Here is a 19000-nt window from a genome sequence, read left to right as displayed (position 1 = left end):
GTCGTAAGGTGATTGGAACTAACCAAGTCCGTGGAGACCTGATTAGATCGTCAAGCTTTCCATCCTGGAGATCCTGAGGAAAAGAAATTAAGCTTGATGGCAAAGGGAAAGGGCAAAAGTAAAATTCCTGAACTACAGCGTGCCTTAAAGGGGAGCATTGGAATCCATCAGCAACAGATGTTGGGGCATCAACTACGTCATATTGGATTTCTTGGAACAGAAATCGGAAGACTGAACGATGAAGTCCTTAAAAAACAGAATTCGCAAAGGAACAAATAGAACCCCTGAATGAAATGCATGGAATAGGCATCCGCAGCGCGGAACGTATTATATCAGAAGTCGGAATTGTTATGGAGCAGTTTAAAAAATGCAGATCATTTTTGAATCATGGTCAGGGATTGTGCCTCAATGCAACGAAAGTGCCGTTAAAAAAGTACACGTATCTGTAAAGGAAATAAATTCTTGAAAGCAACTATCGTTGAATATGCTAGAGCCGCATACGGCATAAGGACAGTTATTATTATGCAAAATACTGTAAAATTGCTGCAAGGCGCGGAGCAACAGAGCATTAATTGCGGTTGCACACGGTGTGCACCTAGCTATTTACCACATTTTGAAAGATAAAAAGCATTTTATTGATGTAAGAAGCAATTATTTTAATGAGACAAACGCTGAAAGAATCACGCGAAGGAAGGTTAATTCATGGAAAATACGAGTTGTAAAGTTTCTCTGCTGCGCGAAAAAAGGTAATAGCTTAAATTTGAGAAAGGTCTCTGATGAGAATTCTCAGAAATAAAAAACCCATCTAAATGGACAGGCTTGTTTTGTTGTGCTTTCACAAGGGGCTACCTTGAATGTTTTCAGGACAGCCCTTTGCTAACTGACATTCACCCTTAGTCAAAAGTCCTTGATTTAAGCGGATTCACAGGTTTTAGTGAAAATAAGCCCCCCTGAAAGCCGCATCGCATCTCGTTTTCTTACGAAGGGTGCTGAAAAAGAGTTACTAAAGGCTTTGATTATTTAGTTCCTAGTTTGGTTGCATTTAAAACTTATTGAACATAGATACTTTCCGAGTATGATTGACCGCTCTCGTTTACAGTACCATTCAATGCTGTGTGTTGTGCCGTTACCCTGTAGTTATATCCCCTTTGTACACTAATTCCCTTACCTCCAAAAACATAATCCGAATTAGGGTTACTGTAACTATAGCTACTTAATGTAGACCACTTTCCGCCGGAGTAATATTGCAAGCTAATAATTACCCCTATTTCCTTAACCACATAGTTGGTTGATGTTGAACCAGTAATCCCGATTGTCCCATTACCGTTGTTAACAATATGGCATTGTCCATCCGAAATTAATTGGTATGCAGCTGGGCTTATCACACCACTCCCACTCATTTTGACTACCACAGATCCCAAAGCCACTTGTACGCCCAGTAACATCATAAAGATAGTTAGAAGTATAGGTATTAGTTTCTTCATTACAATCGCCCCTCTTTCTTTTGTTCTGATATATAGAGGGGCAAAGTGGTACAAAAGGTTACAGATTAAATCTTTTATTTTAAACCTTGGTATTTAGAGGTTGTATAAACTTACTTCCGATAAGGCTTTAACCTCAAATTTAGACTGACGGGAAAGGGTTACAACGCTCGATGCTGGCCCGAAGGAATATTTTCCTCTGAGGAGGAAAATATTCCTTCGGGCCTCTAGCCTGTTACATGAGCTGTTGTCTATGGGATGCCAACGAGCATATCCTCGCCTTCAGCTCCGGTATCCCTCGTGGCACCCTGGCAACTAATCCGATAGTTCGATCAACAACCTAGGACATACTGGCTACGTTGTATACTATGAATAATACGTTGTTTATTTAGTATAGTTAAGCTATTAATACAGTAAAGAAATAAAGGATAGTTTATTCATTTTGTACTATGAATCCCATCCTTTTTCTTAGTATAGATAATGACGGCTTCGCTGGTACTGGGTCTAAAAGGTTATGAATTAAATTAACTAAGACAACATTCTATAATTCCGGTGAGATCTTCGTCACTTCCTTGCCGCTGATCGGCTTAGAATTAAAGACCTTTAATTAATTTCGCAAGATAATAAGTACATCCAACAATTAAGCCGCTTAAGACGATTATTCCCAAATATATTGGATGATAATAAGAATCTGGACCACCACGATTTAGAAAAATGGCGCTACTAATAGGTTCCCCAAAAATAAAAACCAAGATGTAAAATAGCACCATTGTCATTGCAACTGTTATTATCGCCACTATTTAACCCCCCTTATTTAATCGAAAGTTACTTCTTATATTCAATTTAAAGTATATAAATTACGATTTTGTGCTTTGTTAGGTTATGGGTAATCTATTACTTATTACTAGGGCCAGCCTTTATACCTATAAATACATATTCAAGAAAATCAGAAGAAATCCTTCTAACTAAGAAAATTATTAAAATAATTTTGTAACCTTATTACATGTTCAATCCCTCTATAGTATGTAGGAACAATAAACTATATCGCAGTCTTTAAGTGAAAGGAGTGTTATGAGGTATTGGAAAATATCGGGTTAAGGCTTTATTGCCGGATAGGAGGTGGTAGTTTTATAAAATTCAGTTATCTTAAAACTACTTTTATTGAGGAGCGTGTTATTTTATGAAAAAACTCTTAGCATTGTTGTGTACGCTACTTCTCTCGATTTCGTTAGTAAGTCCGGCTTTTGCTCAAGAAAAAGTAATTGAAAGCAAATCCATTAATGAATACCAATACATTAAAGAACTTAAACAAAAATCTGATATTGAATTAAAAGACATGGGTTTAGACGACAACCAAATTACTGAACTTAAAAACCTTGATTATGGTAAAGGATTAAAAGAACGGTCTAAACTTGATAAAAAAATTCTAAAAAACATGGGCTATAGTAATGTTCAAATTGAGCAACTTCAGGATTTTCAAGGCACAGAAGCAGAGATTATTGCTTTAGCAGCTTCTGTGAACCTTAATGTTGAAAACAACGGCCTGACTTATGATTCTGCCCTTGACAGATCGTATTGGACAGTTTCTTTTGACTGGTCTTGGTCCAGCGAACCATTTTGGCTGTTGCAAGATATAATTGGATCAGGCTGGTCCCCTGACTTCTCATTAGTTACATCAACTTCAAGCTCATACCAAAAAGTTAGATATAAGCGAAACACAACTGGTGCCACATGGACAAGCACCAAGCCCTTTACCCTAAGTAACTTAAATTGCGCCCAATCTTCGTTCGCTATGTCTGGTGGACATGACCCCAATTGGGATTGGTATGATTGGGCTGATTCAGGATCTGGTTATGTAAAAGTTACTAAAGCTGGCAAGGTTAGAGATATGCAAATGAGAATTGCTTACGGACATAGCCAAATTACCACATCCAATCCTTCGTTAGGTTATCCTTGGGGCATTTACTTCACATTTTCTTCAAGCGTAAATCAAGAAGCTTCTAAGACAATTCAATATTATTATTAGAAATTGTTACTTTTAAGAAGGGCATTTAAAAATACAATGCCCTTCTATTTTTAATTTATTGCTTATTTCTTAAAAAATAGTATTAGTTTAGGCTGAAACAGCAGGTTAGCCCCCCCGTGTCTTTTAGTTAGACGAGGGGACTTGACGTAACCAGTGTATTGGACTCAAAACGACAAAGGGAAGCCCGTGCTGCCTGCTTGACGGCGCTACTCTAAATCACCCGCCAAATCAAATTAAGAAATATTGGCAATTCATGCTCCAAATTCTTGGCTATTCACTCAAGATAGACTACAATAGAAGGAATAGCATATCCTCTGATAAATAGGTTTCCTTACTTACGCTGTAAGAAGGATGAAAAGGGAAGTTCGGAAATACCGACGCGGTCCCGCCACTGTAATTGGAAGTATTCCACAAAGTCCACTGTCGAATGATGGGAAGGCGTGGAACTACAGAGCCATAAGCCAGGAGACCTGCCTATTTATCAAAACGGGCTTATATCCTTCGCGGAAAGGGATTAAGGCGCTATAGGCTTAAACGCAGTCAGGCACCATGATTTACCCCCCTTTTATCGCAAACGATAAAAGGGGGGTTCTATTGCCGCAGCTAAATGAAATGAAAGGATGATAACTATGTTTAAACATAAGCTGTGCTCACTCCTAATCCTAATAGTTGCTCTTACCTTGCTGGCCGGTTGCGGGAGCACAACACCCAAGTCAAACCCACAGGCCGAAGTCCCTAAGGCGCAAACAACTCAGACAACCTATCCCTTAACCTTAAAGGATGATTCCGGAGCCAGTGTGACTATAGCTTCCCAGCCGAAACGGATCGTTTCCCTGGTTCCCGCAACCACTGAAACCCTCTTTGCCTTAGGATTAGAAGAAAACGTTTTGGCCGTGACCAAATGGGATGACTATCCCGCGGATGTTCAGAAAAAGGTCGAATACGTCTTCCAGGACGGCGTCAATCCCAATCTCGAACAGATTTTAGCCTTAAACCCCGACCTGGTTGTGATGGGCATAATGGGCACGAACCCTAAAACCGTTGAATCAATCCGTAATCTGAACATTCCCATCTTTGTCGTTGATCCTCAAACCATCGAAGCGACCTATCTGAGCATCGAGACCTTCGGGCAGCTTACAGACACACAAGAGCAGGCCAAACAGCTGGTTTCCGGCATGAAAGAAAAGCAACAATCCATTGCCAAAAAAGTAGCCTCCATAGAAACTTCGGACCGTCTGAGGGTATGGACAGAAGTGGATGAAAACCTCTTCACTCCCGGGCAAGGTACCTTTCTCAATGAATTACTGACCAAAGCAGGCGGAATCAATATTGCCGATGATGTCCAAGGCTGGGGGCAATATAATAGTGAACAAGTCATCAGCAAAAATCCCCAAGTTATTTTCGAAACCTACGACTACTATCAAAAAGATGCTATAGCCACTATTTTGGCGCGTAATGGTTGGCAAACCATCGATGCTGTCAAAAATAAACGTGTCATAGGTTTAGACAATAATCTGGTATCCCGCCCCGGACCGAGAATTGTCGATGGATTAGAGTCCATCTCCAAAGCTCTATATCCGGACCTTTATAAGTAAATCCGATCAAGTGATTCTTAGCTTCAGATGGAGTTTGCCCAAGAGGATACTTACTCCAGCTGAAGCTTAGAAGAACTTATCCAGGGACGTAGCAGCCGTTATCTCATCCTCACCGCTAAAGTTGTTCTGTCTAGTTTGCGGTTCGGCGAAAGCGTCCACTGGATGCTTTCGTACTTATAGAAGATGGGAGTTTTACGGCTGGCAGTCATCGGATAAAATCAGGATTCTCATCTTAATCAAGCTCACAACTCTAAAAAACGCTGATCCTTAAGGGTGGAATTATTATGGAAAAAGTTCTAAACATCAAACGAATAGCATGGACGGGTGCTCTTTGGGCACTCCTCCTTTTCTCTGTAGTAGCGAGTGTTATGATCGGCTCTGTTCATTTACCCTTTACTCTATCGTTGAAAATTTTAATCAGCCACCTTCCGTTCCTGGACTTGACCCCAACCTGGTCATTAGCACAGGAAGCCATCGTCTGGGACCTGCGCCTTCCCCGTATTTTCCTGGCACTTGTTATCGGTGCCTTGCTGTCTTCCACAGGGGTTGCTTTTCAAGGCATGCTGCGCAATCCTTTGGCTGATCCATACATCTTAGGTGTTTCTGTGGGTGCCGCTTTCGGAGCGGCAACCTCAATCCTCTTTTTCCGACAGTCTTCATTGCCGGGATACTTAACCACGCCGCTTTTTTCGTTTTTGGGTGCTTTGCTCTCTCTTTGGTTTGTCATGGTATTGGCTAAGCATCACGGTCAACGTGACCGTGAAACCTTAATTCTTGCCGGAGTCGTTGTTCAATCATTAATTGGGGCATTTCTTTCCTTCTTGATTGCCATATCCGGTCAGCAAATGCAAGAAATCGTGTTCTGGATGATGGGAAGTTTAGCCAACCGTTCCTGGCAGGATGTGGGGATGCTGATTCCCTATCTCGCCCTTGGGTTCCTCTATTTATCCCTCCAAAAACGCGACCTTAATCTTATTTCGCTGGGTGAAAGTGCGGCAACCCATCTTGGCATGGAGGTTGAAAAAAAGAAACTCTGGGTACTGATCGTTGGTTCTTTGCTGACAGGGGCAGCCGTTTCGGTTGCCGGAATCATCGGATTTGTCGGTCTCATTGTCCCTCACTTAATGCGTTTAATCGTTGGCCCTGACCATCGGATTTTGATACCAATATCCACACTGGCAGGAGGAATCTTTCTATTATGGGCAGATACCTTGGCCCGAAGCATCATTCCCTCACGGGAAATTCCCATCGGCGTTATAACCGCATTTATCGGGGCACCCTTTTTTGCCTACTTACTGAAAAAAGGATTGAGGAGGAAGCAAGCATGAGCCTTTTCGATATAATACAGGTTCAGCACCAGTATGGAACAATCCCCGTGCTTCAGGATATCCAATTCCAGGTTAAGGCAGGCGAAACGTTTGGGATTATCGGCCCCAACGGCAGCGGGAAATCCACCCTGATTCATGCCATGAGCGGCTTCTTAAAACCCAGCCAGGGGAAAATTCTCTTAAATAATCGCTTGATTGGCTCTTACCGGAAACGGGACCTAGCAAAATTCATAGCCGTTTTAGAACAAGAAGGCATCCCTCCCCTATCCTTCACGGTGGAAGAAGTCGTTGCCATGGGACGTTATCCATGGTTAAATCCCCTTTCCGACCTATCACGTGAAGACGAACAGATTGTCGAAGCCGTACTGAAAAAGCTGAATCTCTGGAACTCACGTACCAAACCAGTTAATAACCTAAGCGGCGGACAACGTCAGATGGTTTCCTTGGCAAGAGCCATGGCTCAACAGCCACAGATTTTAATTCTTGACGAACCGACCACTTATTTAGATATCGGACATCAAATGCTGGTAATGGAACACGTCAGAGAATGGCACCGCTCCCAGGGAATCACCGTGATTATGGTATTGCATGACTTAAACCTTGCCAGTCAATACTGTGAGCGGCTTCTGCTCCTGGATCACGGGCGCATTAAGAGCTGCGGAGAAGTCCACACTGTGCTGCAGCCCGCTGCGATTTCTGCCGTTTATAAAACTGAACTGATTATGATTAATCACCCTGTACACCACGTACCCCAATTCTTGCTCACCGACAGGCAGCCGCAGCCTTGATCTTAATAACCTAAGTGCACCATTTTAATCGTCATAGATCATCGCTGCAATTTAATCTTTATAACAAGTATACTTTTCGGCATTTATGCGAGTTTGGAAGCTACACGTTATAAAATTCCGGCAACTTAGGTAATAAACCTTTCAGCACGGTGAACGTGTGACAGAGGGAGGGGGTTGTTGACACATTCTTTGAATGTGTCAACAACCCCCTCCCTCTCTGTCTCCTCGTCCTCCTGTCTCCCAATCACCTTGACTGGCGTAAGTCACAGACTCAGGCGGCAGCCCTTAGCCGCACTTACTTCAGAGAAGGATATAGGCAAATCTGTCCTTTCTGAACACAGAACAAGAATGTTTTCATTTTCTATTAAACCCAACATGTACCAAGGACAAGTTCCTAAATATACGATATACTAGGAAACAACTTCAGCCAAGCCATTCAGTTGTGAGTTAGACCTCTTTCAGGATCCGATTCCCTTTACAATAAAATTCTTAAACTTTATCTGGTTAAACTTTATCAGCGAAAGGAATTGAAAAACATTGAAAACATTTAAAACTATAAAATGGTCTCTGATCGTCATTCCAGTCATTTCTGTATTCTCCTTTGTGACAATTATCACAACATCTCCAACAACGATCACCGAAAAAATGGACAATCAAGAAATTCAAACCATTGCTGTCGTGCCGGCTGAAGCTGCCAAGAATGTCCCAGAACCCCAACCCACTCCCAGCCCTCAAGTGGCTGCAACTGCACCTTCCACACCAGCCGCGCCAGCCCCGGCTCAAACCGCTTCAGCTCCGGTGAAAAAGGTACAGCCACAGCCTTCACGATCAACGAGTACGAGCAGTACAGCAAAGAAATCGGCAACAACAGCAAGTACCGCCGCCGCCAAACCTGCCTCAAAAGCCAGTGCGGTTATTGCGACCGGTAAGCAATATATTGGAGTAAACTATGTATACGGCGGAACTACACCCTCAGGATTTGACTGTTCCGGTTTCACCCAATATGTTTTTGCTAAAAATGGCATAAATCTTCCCAGAGTTTCACGTGACCAATTTAAAGTCGGAACTTCAGTCTCCTTTAACAACCTGCAAGCCGGAGACTTAGTCTTCTTCTCCCTGGCCAAAAACGGAGTGGTGGATCACGTGGGAATCTATGTTGGCAACAGCCAGTTTCTTAACGCTTCAAGTTCTAAAGGTGTGACCATTTATACCTTAGGAGCCTATTGGAAATCTGCTTTTGTAGGAGCGAAACGAGTACTATAACCAGCTCTTTGCTCAGACTATAATTCTCCAACTTCAAAGCGGGTACAGGTAACAAGAAGCGTCCTTCTCTCACGATAAACGTGTAGATAAGGACGCCTTTCTTTCATGATTATTTAAACGAAAGCGGGGGTGTGCTAAAACGATCAACAAGTTTTAGCACACCTCCTTTCATATCAGTTACTGGTCAGATCAAACTCTAAATGAAGGATTGGCTTGCCTTTTGGAATTATTATTCCAATTCTGAATCACAGCAACTTCAATAAGTGTGGCAAGATTACGCCCCGGCCGGACCGGAATTGAGATCTCAGGAACCGAGATCCCTAAGAGTTCCCGTGTATTGGGAGGATCAATGCCCACACGATCATAGATTTTATCATGCTGCCATTCTTCTAGGTGAACAATAAAGTTAATAGCCTTTTCATCCCGCACAGAACCAGCTCCAAAAAGCGTCGTGACATCAAGTATGCCTAGGCCGCGGACCTCAAGCAGATGCCGGATTTTGTTGGGAGCAGTACCCAGTAACCGTTCTTCATCAAGCCGGCGAACTTTCACGACATCAGCCGCAACCAACAAATGACCGCTCTTAATCAACTCTAAAGCAGCCTCACTTTTACCGATTCCCCGTTCCCCGGTGATCATAACTCCTACCCCATAAACATCAACCAGCACTCCCTGAATAGCCGTGCTGGGAGCCAACTGGTTAATAAGGTAACGAATCAACAGATAAAAAAGCTGAGTCGTAGAGCGGGGAGTGGTCAGGAGCGGGATCTTCCGTTCACTGGCCAATTCGATGAACTCCAGGGGAATGGTTAAACCCCGGGTAATAATCACACAAGGAACGTCTGCAATCATGACCTGAGAGAGTTTAGAGCGGCGGACAGCATCATCATATTGCTGAAGCAGCCCTAATTCAGTCCGGCCGTATACTTGAATTCGTTTGGGGGTTAAATGTTCTAAGTATCCCGCCAATTCTGCACTTGGACGTTTTAAACTATATTCCGTAATAGCTTTGTTTAGCCCCACATGCCCTGCCAGTACCTCAAAATTAAATTTATCAACCAATTGGTTTACGGTAAGCAATCAAACCATCCATCCTTCCAAACAAGAGCTATTCCAGCGTTTTCCTAAGTTTCTGATAGTTTAAACCTATAGTTTAGACCTTATTATAAACCATTTTAGGAGTTCACGCCTACTTTTATTTGAAGTATTTACAATACCCTGTTGTTTCCGATATTCTAAGGTTAAGGATATAATCTGAACCAATTAGGAGGTAACCCTTTGAAAAAACAAGCGGTCGTCATAAACCCCAAAGATAACGTTGCCACAGTAGTGGACGACTTCCCGGCCGGTACGATCATCCATTTTTTCAACCATCAAGCAGAACAGTCGATCCAATTAATTGAAGACATTCCCCTTGGCCATAAAGTCGCTATTAAAGAGATCAATGCCGGGGAAGACATCCTCAAATATGCGAAGAGTATCGGGACAGCCACTGAGAAGATTCTGCCCGGACAGCATGTTCATATTCACAACATGGAAAGTCAGCGCGGCCGCAATGACCAATGAACTCCAATTTACAGATGCTGAAAATCTTAAACGCATGCTCTAGTGTATGCTAATCCTTCAGAGTTTATCAATAGGAGGGGTACTCGTGGAAATATTAGGTTACCGGCGTCCTGATGGTAACGTAGGCATTCGTAATCATATTTTAATTGTTCCCACATCCGTCTGTTCGAGCACTGTCGCCATGAACCTTGCAAATCAGATCCCTGAAGCCGTAGCCCTTCCTAATCAGCATGGCTGCTGTCAAATCGGTGCCGATCACCTGCAAACAGTCAGAACCTTGATAGGTTTCGGCAAAAATCCAAATGTGGCTGCTGTTCTGGTAGTAGGACTTGGGTGTGAAGGGATACCCATACGTGAAACAGCCGCTGAAATTGCCGCTTCCGGTAAACCGGTGGAAGTCATCGTGATCCAGGAAGCCGGCGGCACCTTGAAAGCAGAAGCTGAAGGCCTGCGCAAACTAAGTGAATTGGTCCGCCAAGTCGCTCACCTCCACCCGGAAAAAGTCCCTGTCAGTGAACTAAGTCTGGGCATTGAATGCGGGGGATCTGACTTTACCTCAGGGCTCGCCTCTAACCCGGCAGCCGGGATTGCTGCCGATTTGCTAGTCGCGGCAGGGGGCAACGTCATGTTGTCGGAAACCACAGAATTCATCGGAGCGGAGCATGTCCTGGCACGCCGCGCTAAGTCACAGGAGGTTGCTGAGAAACTTTTTAAAATTGTGCATGACTGCGAAGAACGCGCAAAATTCTCAAACGTCAATCTTCGTGAGGGACAACCCACACCCGGTAATATTGCCGGAGGTATAAGCACTATTGAGGAAAAATCCTTAGGATGTATTTACAAAGCAGGCCATGCACCCATTCAGGATGTTCTCAGCTATGGGGAAATTCCTCAGGGAAAAGGGCTTTATATCATGGATACACCCGGTCAGGATATTGAATCCATAACAGGAATGCTCGCCGGCGGGGCGACTGTTGTGATATTTACAACAGGGCGGGGAACTCCAACCGGTTCACCGATTGCCCCCGTCATTAAAATCACGGCTAATAACCGTACGTATAAAATGATGGAAGACAACATCGACCTTGATGCATCCCCAATTATTACTGGGGAAGAAACCATAGAACAAGCCGGACAACGAATCTTTGAGGAAATTATTGCCGTAGCCAATGGACGAAGAACCAAAGCAGAGAGTTTAGGCTATAAAGAGTTTGGCATCTATCGCATAGGCTCAACGTATTGATACCATTTTCTTCATTATAATACCGATAATGATGATGAAAGCGGGGCTGGGATAAAACGATCACCAAGTTTTATCCCAGCCCCTGCCAACTTTCCGATTATTAATCTCTTAGACTGCTTAAAGAGCATCTAAAATCATAGCCAGTGGGTTTCTGGAAAACCCGCAGGCCAAATTGAGGAACAACAGCCAATATATGATCGAAAATATCTGATTGTATGCTTTCATAATTGACCCAAACCGTATCATTGGTAAAGACGTAAATCTCCAGAGGGATCCCGTGTTCTCCCGGAGGCAATTGTCTCACCATCTGGACCATTTCTCCATATATCTTGGGATGGTTTTTCAGATAACTCTGGATATAGGCTCTGAAGGTGCCCAGGTTTGTAAGGCGCCTGCCATTAACCGGGTGATTTGTATCGATCTGATTCTCTAAATTGTATAAGGCTATTTCTTGTTTCTTATTCCTTATATAGTCCGTCAGATAATGAATTTTTTCGAACTGGTCCAACATTTCTTCCGTACAAAAATCAATACTGGTAGTGTCTATATAGATAGAACGATTGATTCTTCTGCCGCCGGACTGGGTCATGCCGCGCCAGTTTTTAAAGGAATCTGAGACGAGTGCATAGGTGGGGATGGTCGTAATCGTCTTATCAAAGTTCTCAACTTTAACCGTATTCAGAGATATATCAATCACAGTCCCGTTTGCGCCGTATTTAGGCATTTCAATCCAGTCATCCAGGCGGACCATGTCATTTGAAGACAATTGGATACCGGCAACCAAACCTAACAGTGAATCTTTGAATACCAGCAGCAAAACTGCTGTTAAGGCTCCAATACCGCTTAGCAGCAATAATGGACTCTTTCCGATGATCGTGGCAATCATTAGGATTCCGCCGATGATATAGACAAAAATCTTGGCTACCTGAAGATATCCTTTAATTGGTTTATTTTTGGAGACCTCATAGGTTCTATAAATATCGTCTACCGAATTCAATAAGGCATCCATAACAAAAATCCCGGCCAGAATTATGTAAGCTGATGAAAATCTCTGAATAACAAGGCCTATCTTCTCCGGAAATGCCGGAGCAAACGAATAAATAATCAGGGCCGGAACAATGTGGGATAGTTTATGAAAAACGTTTTTTTCATACATGACATCGTCCCACTTGACCTTATTATTGCTGATGATATGAGAAAGGGCCCTGAGGACAATTTTTTTGGTGATAAAATTGACAATTAGACTGAGCAGAACGATAATCAGCAATAATATTCCGGCGGCAAGGTTTCTTGCCGTACCCTCATTAATGCCATAGCCAATAAACCAATCCATGATAAATTCGATCATCAATACCCTCCTCGGCTGCGATTTATATAACATCTCTTACCCATTAACAGCCTCAAAAGCATTCTAACATCTTTACCCTCAGTTATACAATTTTAATCCCATGTTCAAGCATAGAATCCTAACCTAAATTCAGAAGCCGGCTAAAGCATTTCAAACACTTTAGCCGGCTCATTATTATTGGCGCATATTGTCAAGAGTCTTCTTAATTTCTATAAGAAATTGTTCCGTACTAACCGTTTTCTTATCCGGAAGATCTGAAATGAGAGCCAGATCTTTTGTCATAATTCCCGCCTCAATGGTTTTTAAGGAAGCAGCCTCTAATTGATCCGCAAACTCAACCAACTCATTGATCCCATCGAGCTCTCCGCGTTTTTTTAAGGCACCTGTCCAAGCAAATATGGTGGCCATGGAATTCGTCGAGGTTTCTTCTCCTTTAAGGTGTTTATAATAGTGCCGTGTAACTGTACCATGGGCAGCTTCAAACTCGAAATTACCTTCCGGTGACACTAATACTGAGGTCATCATTGCCAAACTGCCGAAGGCCGTAGCCACCATGTCTGACATGACATCCCCGTCATAGTTTTTGCAGGCCCATATATATCCTCCATCGGAGCGGATAACCCGGGCGACGGCGTCATCAATCAGCGTATAGAAGTATTCAATGTTTGCTTCCTCAAAACGGGCTTTGTACTCTTGATCATAAATCTCCTGGAAAACATCCTTAAACCTATGATCGTATTGTTTAGAAATCGTATCTTTAGTAGAGAACCATAAATCCTGCTTTACTTCAAGGGCGTAATTAAAACAAGAGCGGGCAAAACTTTCAATAGAGCGGTCCAGATTGTGCATTCCCATGAGAATGCCCTTTCCCTGAAATTCAAAAATTGTCTGCCGGGATTCTTCCCCTTTTTCATTGGTAAAGACAAGCTCTGCCTTACCAGGCTCACCAACTCTATATTCAACATTTCTATAAAGATCGCCATAAGCGTGACGTGCTATCGTAATCGGTTTTTTCCAGGTAGGTATTAAAGGCTGAATGCCCTTGGCAATGATTGGCGCACGAAAAACAGTTCCATCAAGAATCGCCCGAATGGTACCATTAGGGCTTTTCCACATCTGCTTAAGCTTATATTCTTCCACCCGCTGAGCATTGGGTGTAATCGTCGCACATTTAACCGCTACCCCATAGTTCTTGTTAGCCATAGCAGCATCGATGGTGATTTGATCGTTTGTCTCATCCCGTTTCTGGAGTCCCAGATCATAATACTCTGTTTTTAAGTCAATATAGGGCAGGAGCAAGATTTCTTTAATGGATTTCCAGATGATTCGAGTCATCTCGTCTCCATCCATTTCAACTAATGGGACATTCATTTGAATTTTCTGCACGATTCCGTTTCCTCCTTAGTGATGCCTCCTAGAATAACTAGGACTAGGACTAGGTCCTAAAATCTGATCTTATATACTTCGACAAATATAGATATTCTCCTTTTCATTTAGGCTTGTTTCGTAAGTATACAAGAATTTTGTCATAACTGTCTATCATTGACATTAGAGGCATTAGGCATTATTCCCGTATTATTAATTAGCTTTGTCCAGTAAAACCCTTATTATTCTTATCAAGAGGCAACTGCTTGGAGGCTAAACTTAGTTAGAGTCATTACTTGCTTCATGGCTCGGTTCCGTAACCGCTTGCTTCATCCTTCGCACATACTCCGCTACATAAGGCACACAGTCTGCACCATATTGCTCAACGATCTTTACAATGGCGCTTCCCACAATAGCGCCGTCAGAAAACTGAACCATCCTCGCCGCTTGTTCAGGCGTGGAGATACCAAAGCCAACGGCACAAGGAATATCCCTTGCCTGTTTAACAAGCTTAACCATTTCTTCCACATCGGAACTGATTTCCTGCCGCACGCCGGTTACGCCCATGGAGGATACGCAATAAACAAATCCCTGGGCCTCACTGGCAATCATGCGAATGCGATCCTGAGAGGTCGGCGCGATCAGGGAGATCAAGTCAACACCATAGTTTAAAGAAAAAGGCCTAAGTTCATCTTTTTCTTCAAAGGGAACGTCAGGAACAATCACTGCATCAATACCTGTCTCCTGACAGTTTTGCATAAATCGCTCAGTACCATAGGTAAAGATCGGGTTCATATAGGTCATAAACGCCAATGGAACCTTGCATACCCTGCGGACACGCCGCACCATATCAAAGATCTTGTCGGTGGTTGCCCCGCCGGACAACGCACGCTCATCTGCTCTCTGAATAACAAGCCCCTCCGCAATCGGATCGGAAAAGGGAATGCCCAGTTCGATCAGGTCCGCGCCTTCCTCTGCCATCTTTATCACCAATTGTTCAGTGATTTCCAGGCTTGGGTCGCCCGCCGTGATAAATGGAATAAACGCCTTACCCTTGGCAAATGCCTGTTGCACTTTACTCATAGATCTCTCCCCCTCTGTAACGCGCTATTGCAGCGACATCTTTATCTCCTCTGCCAGAAAGATTTATGACCATAATTTGGTCTTTGCCCATTGCAGGCGCAAGTTTTCTTGCGTAAGCAACGGCGTGTGCACTTTCGATGGCCGGAATAATTCCCTCCATACGCGAGAGGTATTCGAATCCCTCCACTGCTTCATCATCATTGACCGGCACATATTCCGCCCGTCCAATATCATGCAGATTAGCATGTTCAGGACCCACCCCGGGATAGTCAAGTCCCGCCGAAATGGAATAGACCGGCGCAATCTGACCATATTGATCCTGGCAGAAATATGACTTCATTCCATGGAAGATACCAACGGTTCCGGTTGCCATGGTAGCGGCGGTCTTATCTGTATCGACTCCAAGCCCGGCTGCCTCACAGCCAATTAGACGAACCCCTGAATCTCCGATAAAATCATAAAATAATCCCATGGCGTTGCTGCCGCCGCCAACGCAGGCTATAAGCGCGTCAGGCAGCCTGCCTTCCTTTTGCAGCATCTGTTGTTTGACTTCGCGCCCGATGACGCTCTGAAAGTCACGCACAATGATTGGAAACGGATGCGGCCCCATAACTGAACCGAGTACATAATGAGTATCTTCCACCCGCGCCGTCCATTCTCGCATCGTTTCGTTCACCGCATCTTTGAGGGTTTGCGTACCGCTCGTCACGGAATGCACCTTAGCACCCAGCAGCTCCATGCGATAGACATTGAGCGCCTGGCGGTCTGTATCCTCTTTTCCCATGTAAATCTCGCATTTCATCCCCATAAGAGCTGCAGCAGTGGCAGTGGCAACTCCATGCTGCCCCGCGCCGGTCTCCGCGATCACGCGGGTCTTGCCCATTCGTTTAGCCAGGAGAACCTGGCCGAGAACGTTGTTAATCTTGTGCGAGCCGGTATGATTGAGATCTTCCCGCTTAAGATAAATCTTCGCACCACCGAGGTCTTTGGTCATCTTTTCCGCATAATAGAGCAGAGAAGGCCGACCCGCATAATTATTGAGGAGATCCTCCAATTCTTGCTTAAACTCAGGATCGTTTTTGCAGCGGTTATACGAGTCTTCCAACTCGATCACTGCATTCATGAGTGTCTCTGGAATATATTGCCCGCCATGAATTCCGAACCGTCCTTTTGACATAAACACATCTCCTTTTTTAAAAATAAAAAAGCCTTTATCCCCCTAAAGGGACAAAAGCTTATAACTTCTGCGTTACCACCCAAATTGACGATAAAAACCGCCCACTCATTTTGCATACCATCATATGCACCCCACTGATAACGGACAGGGTTCCCGTCAGCGTCTACTCCTGTATCACAGTTTCAAGCTGCCCTCGCAAGTCCATTCGGAAAAATCTGTACTGCTGCATCACACCATTTACAGCTCTCTGGATATACCCGATCCTTCGTACTTCTCTTGCTCAACGGTTTTATTATGTTTTTAATACTATAGTCCAGATTTGCCTGGTTGTCAATCGCCATAAAGCGATATTAAGTATACGCTAGATGAATGAGATATCTAAAAACCATTTAAATGCCTACAAGAAGAAAATATTTTCATTGATTTTTTAGGATTATCGCGATATCCTATACATTATACCTTTTCATACTGTTTTCATAGTGTTTTAATTTTATGATCTGATTTTCAGTCGGCTTTATAATGTTTTATAATTTTATAATGGTTTATAATCAGGAAGGAGTATTTATCACATGCAACTCTTGAAGGACAAAATTCGCAGAGACGCAAAAATAGTAGAAAATCGAATAATTAAAGTTGATAACTTTTTAAATCATCAATTAGATATTACATTGTTCAATGAAATAGGCAAAGAATTTAAGCGCAGATTTGCTAATAAAGAAGTTACAAAGATTGTAACCCTCGAAACTTCCGGTATTGCTATTGCTAGTATCACCGCTCAATATTTTAATAATGTCCCTGTTGTTTTTGCAAAAAAACACGCAGGTCTTAATATGAATCAAGATGTTTACGAAGCTAAGGTTTATTCTTATACAAAAGATCAGGAATATACTATAAAAATATCAAAGAGCTTTTTATGCCCCAGTGATAAAGTATTGATTATCGACGATTTTCTGGCGAGCGGAAGTGCTCTTATGGGGTTGTATAGTTTATTATCTCAGAGCGGCGCTGAAATCTCCGGAGTGGGTATCGTTATAGAAAAAACATTTCAAGAGGGCCGAAAGCTCATAGAAGAAAAGGGCCTGCAATTAGAGTCTTTGGCCATCATTGAATCCTTTAAAGATGGTCAGGTAGTTTTTAGGTAAACGCTCCGCATTCTTGACCGGCAAGTTTTGGAATAAGGATGATCCACATTCTATTTGGATAAAGATACCGAAAACGAGGGTTGCATCTTTAAGATTTGACCCTCGTTTTAAGTTTACTCCGCTCTTTTCGGGGTAACCCAGGATAGTCTTTCAATCAACGGAAGCCCTAATTCAAACCGTATCAGGGCAAATGATTATCTCTTTACCGCGTAGGTTTACTAAACACTCAGTAAGGTACTCATTGTTATGTTCGGGATACACAAAGGATATCCCACTTTCCTCGTCTTTCAGCCGTTGAAGTTCTCTAGGATCCGGCTCGAATCGCGGCGCTGATTTTCCCCGGTATCCCGGATCAAGCCAACAACTGTCAGGAATGTACCCGCGCCTCTGCATCTCGGACATTACCCGCATGTGATAGGTCCAGAGCCGCTCGCGGGAATAGCGAAAAACATAATTAACCACGGAATGAGGTTTTCCCCAGCTGTTCCCGCGCAGGGCACAACATTCTCTGTGCTGCCCCAAAAGTTGTTGCCTTGGCAAAAGCGAGAGCAGATTTTCATGCCATAGACGCATATTAAGTACTCTCCCTGAAGTGTAGTTTTGTCGGTTCGGTATAATACGGGATTTTCCAATGACGTTCGTTTTTATACTGTTCATTCACCCATTTGGTCATTGCTTCATAAGCAGGCCCCATTTTCTTATAGGGTCCTTTGTACATAATCTAATATGATCTATGCTCTTTTTCAGACTGACAATTTCTGCCCATGATCCTTTAACCACTTCCTCCACTGCTTGTACTCAGGCATAAACTGGGCAACCCTTTCCCAAAACTGCACGGAATGGTTGAGATAGGTCAAATGAGCTAATTCATGAATAATAACATAATCGATTACTTCATCAGGAGCCATGATAATCCGCCAATTCAAGTTAATGTTTCTTTTGCTGGAACAGCTCCCCCAGCGGGTCTTTTGTGCCTTCAGTCGGAAGGTCTGAAAGGTCACTTCCATTCGCTTGGCCTGCTTATCAAGCTTGTCCTGGAGCACCTTGCGTGCCTGATCTTTGTACCATGATATGAGCGCCGCCTGGATATTTGGAACCCAGGCTTGCACCGGCAAGTCCTCAGGTATATAAACCCTCAGCACCTGGCCTTCCGGAGAAACTCTCAGCATTTTGCGTTTATGCCTTTGAATTCTTAACTCTAGGTTTTCTCCTTGATACAGAAACTGCTGCCCGTCGTGATACTCCGCTGGGGGTTTCTGCCTGTCTTGATTCTTGAGCCATGATTTTAAAATCCACTCTTGTTTGGTAAGTAATAATTCCTTTAGCTGCTTAGCGGATACATTCTTAGGCGCTGTAATGCGAAGACGATCTTCAAGAATAGTCAGCGTAACTCTTCGATAACGTGCGCTCCGTCGTTCTTCATACGGAATCATTTGATCTCTAATACACAGTTGGTCCAATTAAAAGTGTTCCTCCCCATTTAAAATCTTTCCCGAAATACAGCATTTCAATAAAAAAATGCCCATTTGGGCTTGATTAATCTTGAAAAAATAATTATTTGCACCCCATCCATGCATCCAAGTGGGGTGCAGCAA

Annotated in this window: 17 protein-coding genes, 1 riboswitch and 1 other annotated feature; of the genes, 8 read left to right on the top strand and 9 right to left on the bottom strand. The window is 43.3% G+C overall.

Features of this window, described 5'->3' with window-relative positions; all coding sequences use genetic code 11:
• Positions 1 to 1049: 1049 nt before the first annotated feature.
• Both DESYODRAFT_RS06980 and DESYODRAFT_RS06975 read right to left on the bottom strand, forming a co-directional pair.
• The gene (locus DESYODRAFT_RS06980; protein ID WP_007781192.1) at positions 1050 to 1484 is read right to left on the bottom strand and encodes a hypothetical protein; all 435 of its coding nucleotides are present in this window, start codon (positions 1482 to 1484) and stop codon (positions 1050 to 1052) included.
• Between the two features lie 590 nt (positions 1485 to 2074).
• Positions 2075 to 2278, bottom strand: coding sequence for a hypothetical protein (locus DESYODRAFT_RS06975; protein WP_007781190.1), 204 nt, complete (start codon positions 2276 to 2278; stop codon positions 2075 to 2077).
• Between the two features lie 383 nt (positions 2279 to 2661).
• Between DESYODRAFT_RS06975 and DESYODRAFT_RS06970 the strand changes: the two genes are divergently transcribed.
• From DESYODRAFT_RS06970 to DESYODRAFT_RS06950, 5 genes are all read left to right on the top strand, one after another.
• A complete protein-coding gene (locus DESYODRAFT_RS06970; protein ID WP_007781188.1) occupies positions 2662 to 3507 on the top strand; it encodes a hypothetical protein in 846 nt (281 codons plus the stop codon).
• Between the two features lie 306 nt (positions 3508 to 3813).
• Positions 3814 to 3999: riboswitch (cobalamin riboswitch) on the top strand.
• Between the two features lie 137 nt (positions 4000 to 4136).
• Positions 4137 to 5102, top strand: a complete 966-nt coding sequence (locus DESYODRAFT_RS06965; protein WP_007781186.1) for an ABC transporter substrate-binding protein — start codon at positions 4137 to 4139, stop codon at positions 5100 to 5102.
• Between the two features lie 284 nt (positions 5103 to 5386).
• On the top strand, positions 5387 to 6430 hold the full coding sequence (locus DESYODRAFT_RS06960) for a FecCD family ABC transporter permease (RefSeq protein ID WP_007781184.1): 1044 nt from the start codon (positions 5387 to 5389) through the stop codon (positions 6428 to 6430).
• Complete coding sequence (locus tag DESYODRAFT_RS06955; protein ID WP_007781182.1) at positions 6427 to 7218, top strand: ABC transporter ATP-binding protein; 792 nt, start codon at positions 6427 to 6429, stop codon at positions 7216 to 7218. Before DESYODRAFT_RS06960 ends, DESYODRAFT_RS06955 begins: the two co-directional genes overlap by 4 nt.
• A 537-nt stretch (positions 7219 to 7755) precedes the next feature.
• Entirely contained in the window at positions 7756 to 8481 is a 726-nt protein-coding gene (locus tag DESYODRAFT_RS06950; protein ID WP_007781179.1) for a C40 family peptidase, read from the top strand.
• 189 nt (positions 8482 to 8670) lie between these two features.
• Here DESYODRAFT_RS06950 and hprK read toward each other — a convergent pair whose 3' ends face one another.
• The gene (hprK, locus tag DESYODRAFT_RS06945) at positions 8671 to 9561 is read right to left on the bottom strand and encodes an HPr(Ser) kinase/phosphatase (RefSeq protein WP_007781176.1); all 891 of its coding nucleotides are present in this window, start codon (positions 9559 to 9561) and stop codon (positions 8671 to 8673) included.
• A gap of 198 nt (positions 9562 to 9759) precedes the next feature.
• Between hprK and DESYODRAFT_RS06940 the strand changes: the two genes are divergently transcribed.
• A complete protein-coding gene (locus tag DESYODRAFT_RS06940) occupies positions 9760 to 10047 on the top strand; it encodes a UxaA family hydrolase (protein ID WP_007781174.1) in 288 nt (95 codons plus the stop codon).
• Positions 10048 to 10132: 85 nt separating this feature from the next.
• Complete coding sequence (locus tag DESYODRAFT_RS06935; protein WP_007781173.1) at positions 10133 to 11290, top strand: UxaA family hydrolase; 1158 nt, start codon at positions 10133 to 10135, stop codon at positions 11288 to 11290.
• 100 nt (positions 11291 to 11390) lie between these two features.
• Here DESYODRAFT_RS06935 and DESYODRAFT_RS06930 read toward each other — a convergent pair whose 3' ends face one another.
• The 4 genes from DESYODRAFT_RS06930 to trpB form a co-directional block, all read right to left on the bottom strand.
• Positions 11391 to 12638: a mechanosensitive ion channel family protein gene (locus DESYODRAFT_RS06930; protein ID WP_007781171.1), complete on the bottom strand. Its 1248-nt coding sequence runs from the start codon at positions 12636 to 12638 to the stop codon at positions 11391 to 11393.
• Between the two features lie 174 nt (positions 12639 to 12812).
• The gene (locus DESYODRAFT_RS06925) at positions 12813 to 14024 is read right to left on the bottom strand and encodes an NADP-dependent isocitrate dehydrogenase (protein ID WP_007781170.1); all 1212 of its coding nucleotides are present in this window, start codon (positions 14022 to 14024) and stop codon (positions 12813 to 12815) included.
• Positions 14025 to 14282: 258 nt separating this feature from the next.
• Positions 14283 to 15086: a tryptophan synthase subunit alpha gene (trpA, locus tag DESYODRAFT_RS06920; protein WP_007781167.1), complete on the bottom strand. Its 804-nt coding sequence runs from the start codon at positions 15084 to 15086 to the stop codon at positions 14283 to 14285.
• Positions 15079 to 16263, bottom strand: coding sequence for a tryptophan synthase subunit beta (gene trpB, locus DESYODRAFT_RS06915; protein ID WP_007781166.1), 1185 nt, complete (start codon positions 16261 to 16263; stop codon positions 15079 to 15081). Before trpB ends, trpA begins: the two co-directional genes overlap by 8 nt.
• 43 nt (positions 16264 to 16306) lie before the next feature.
• Positions 16307 to 16556, bottom strand: a binding site (T-box leader).
• Positions 16557 to 16832: 276 nt separating this feature from the next.
• Between trpB and DESYODRAFT_RS06910 the strand changes: the two genes are divergently transcribed.
• The gene (locus DESYODRAFT_RS06910) at positions 16833 to 17405 is read left to right on the top strand and encodes a xanthine phosphoribosyltransferase (protein WP_007781163.1); all 573 of its coding nucleotides are present in this window, start codon (positions 16833 to 16835) and stop codon (positions 17403 to 17405) included.
• 171 nt (positions 17406 to 17576) lie between these two features.
• On the opposite strand, the gene DESYODRAFT_RS06905 is transcribed toward DESYODRAFT_RS06910, so the two are convergent.
• Together DESYODRAFT_RS06905 and DESYODRAFT_RS06900 are read right to left on the bottom strand one after the other, a co-directional pair.
• Positions 17577 to 17978, bottom strand: coding sequence for a TIGR02328 family protein (locus DESYODRAFT_RS06905; protein ID WP_007781161.1), 402 nt, complete (start codon positions 17976 to 17978; stop codon positions 17577 to 17579).
• Between the two features lie 170 nt (positions 17979 to 18148).
• Positions 18149 to 18865, bottom strand: a complete 717-nt coding sequence (locus DESYODRAFT_RS06900) for a M48 family metallopeptidase (protein ID WP_007781157.1) — start codon at positions 18863 to 18865, stop codon at positions 18149 to 18151.
• Positions 18866 to 19000 lie beyond the last annotated feature (135 nt).

The organism is Desulfosporosinus youngiae DSM 17734, from assembly GCF_000244895.1.
In the GTDB taxonomy this organism is placed as follows: Bacteria; Bacillota; Desulfitobacteriia; order Desulfitobacteriales; family Desulfitobacteriaceae; genus Desulfosporosinus; species Desulfosporosinus youngiae.
This window is presented reverse-complemented; position numbering and strand designations above follow the sequence as displayed.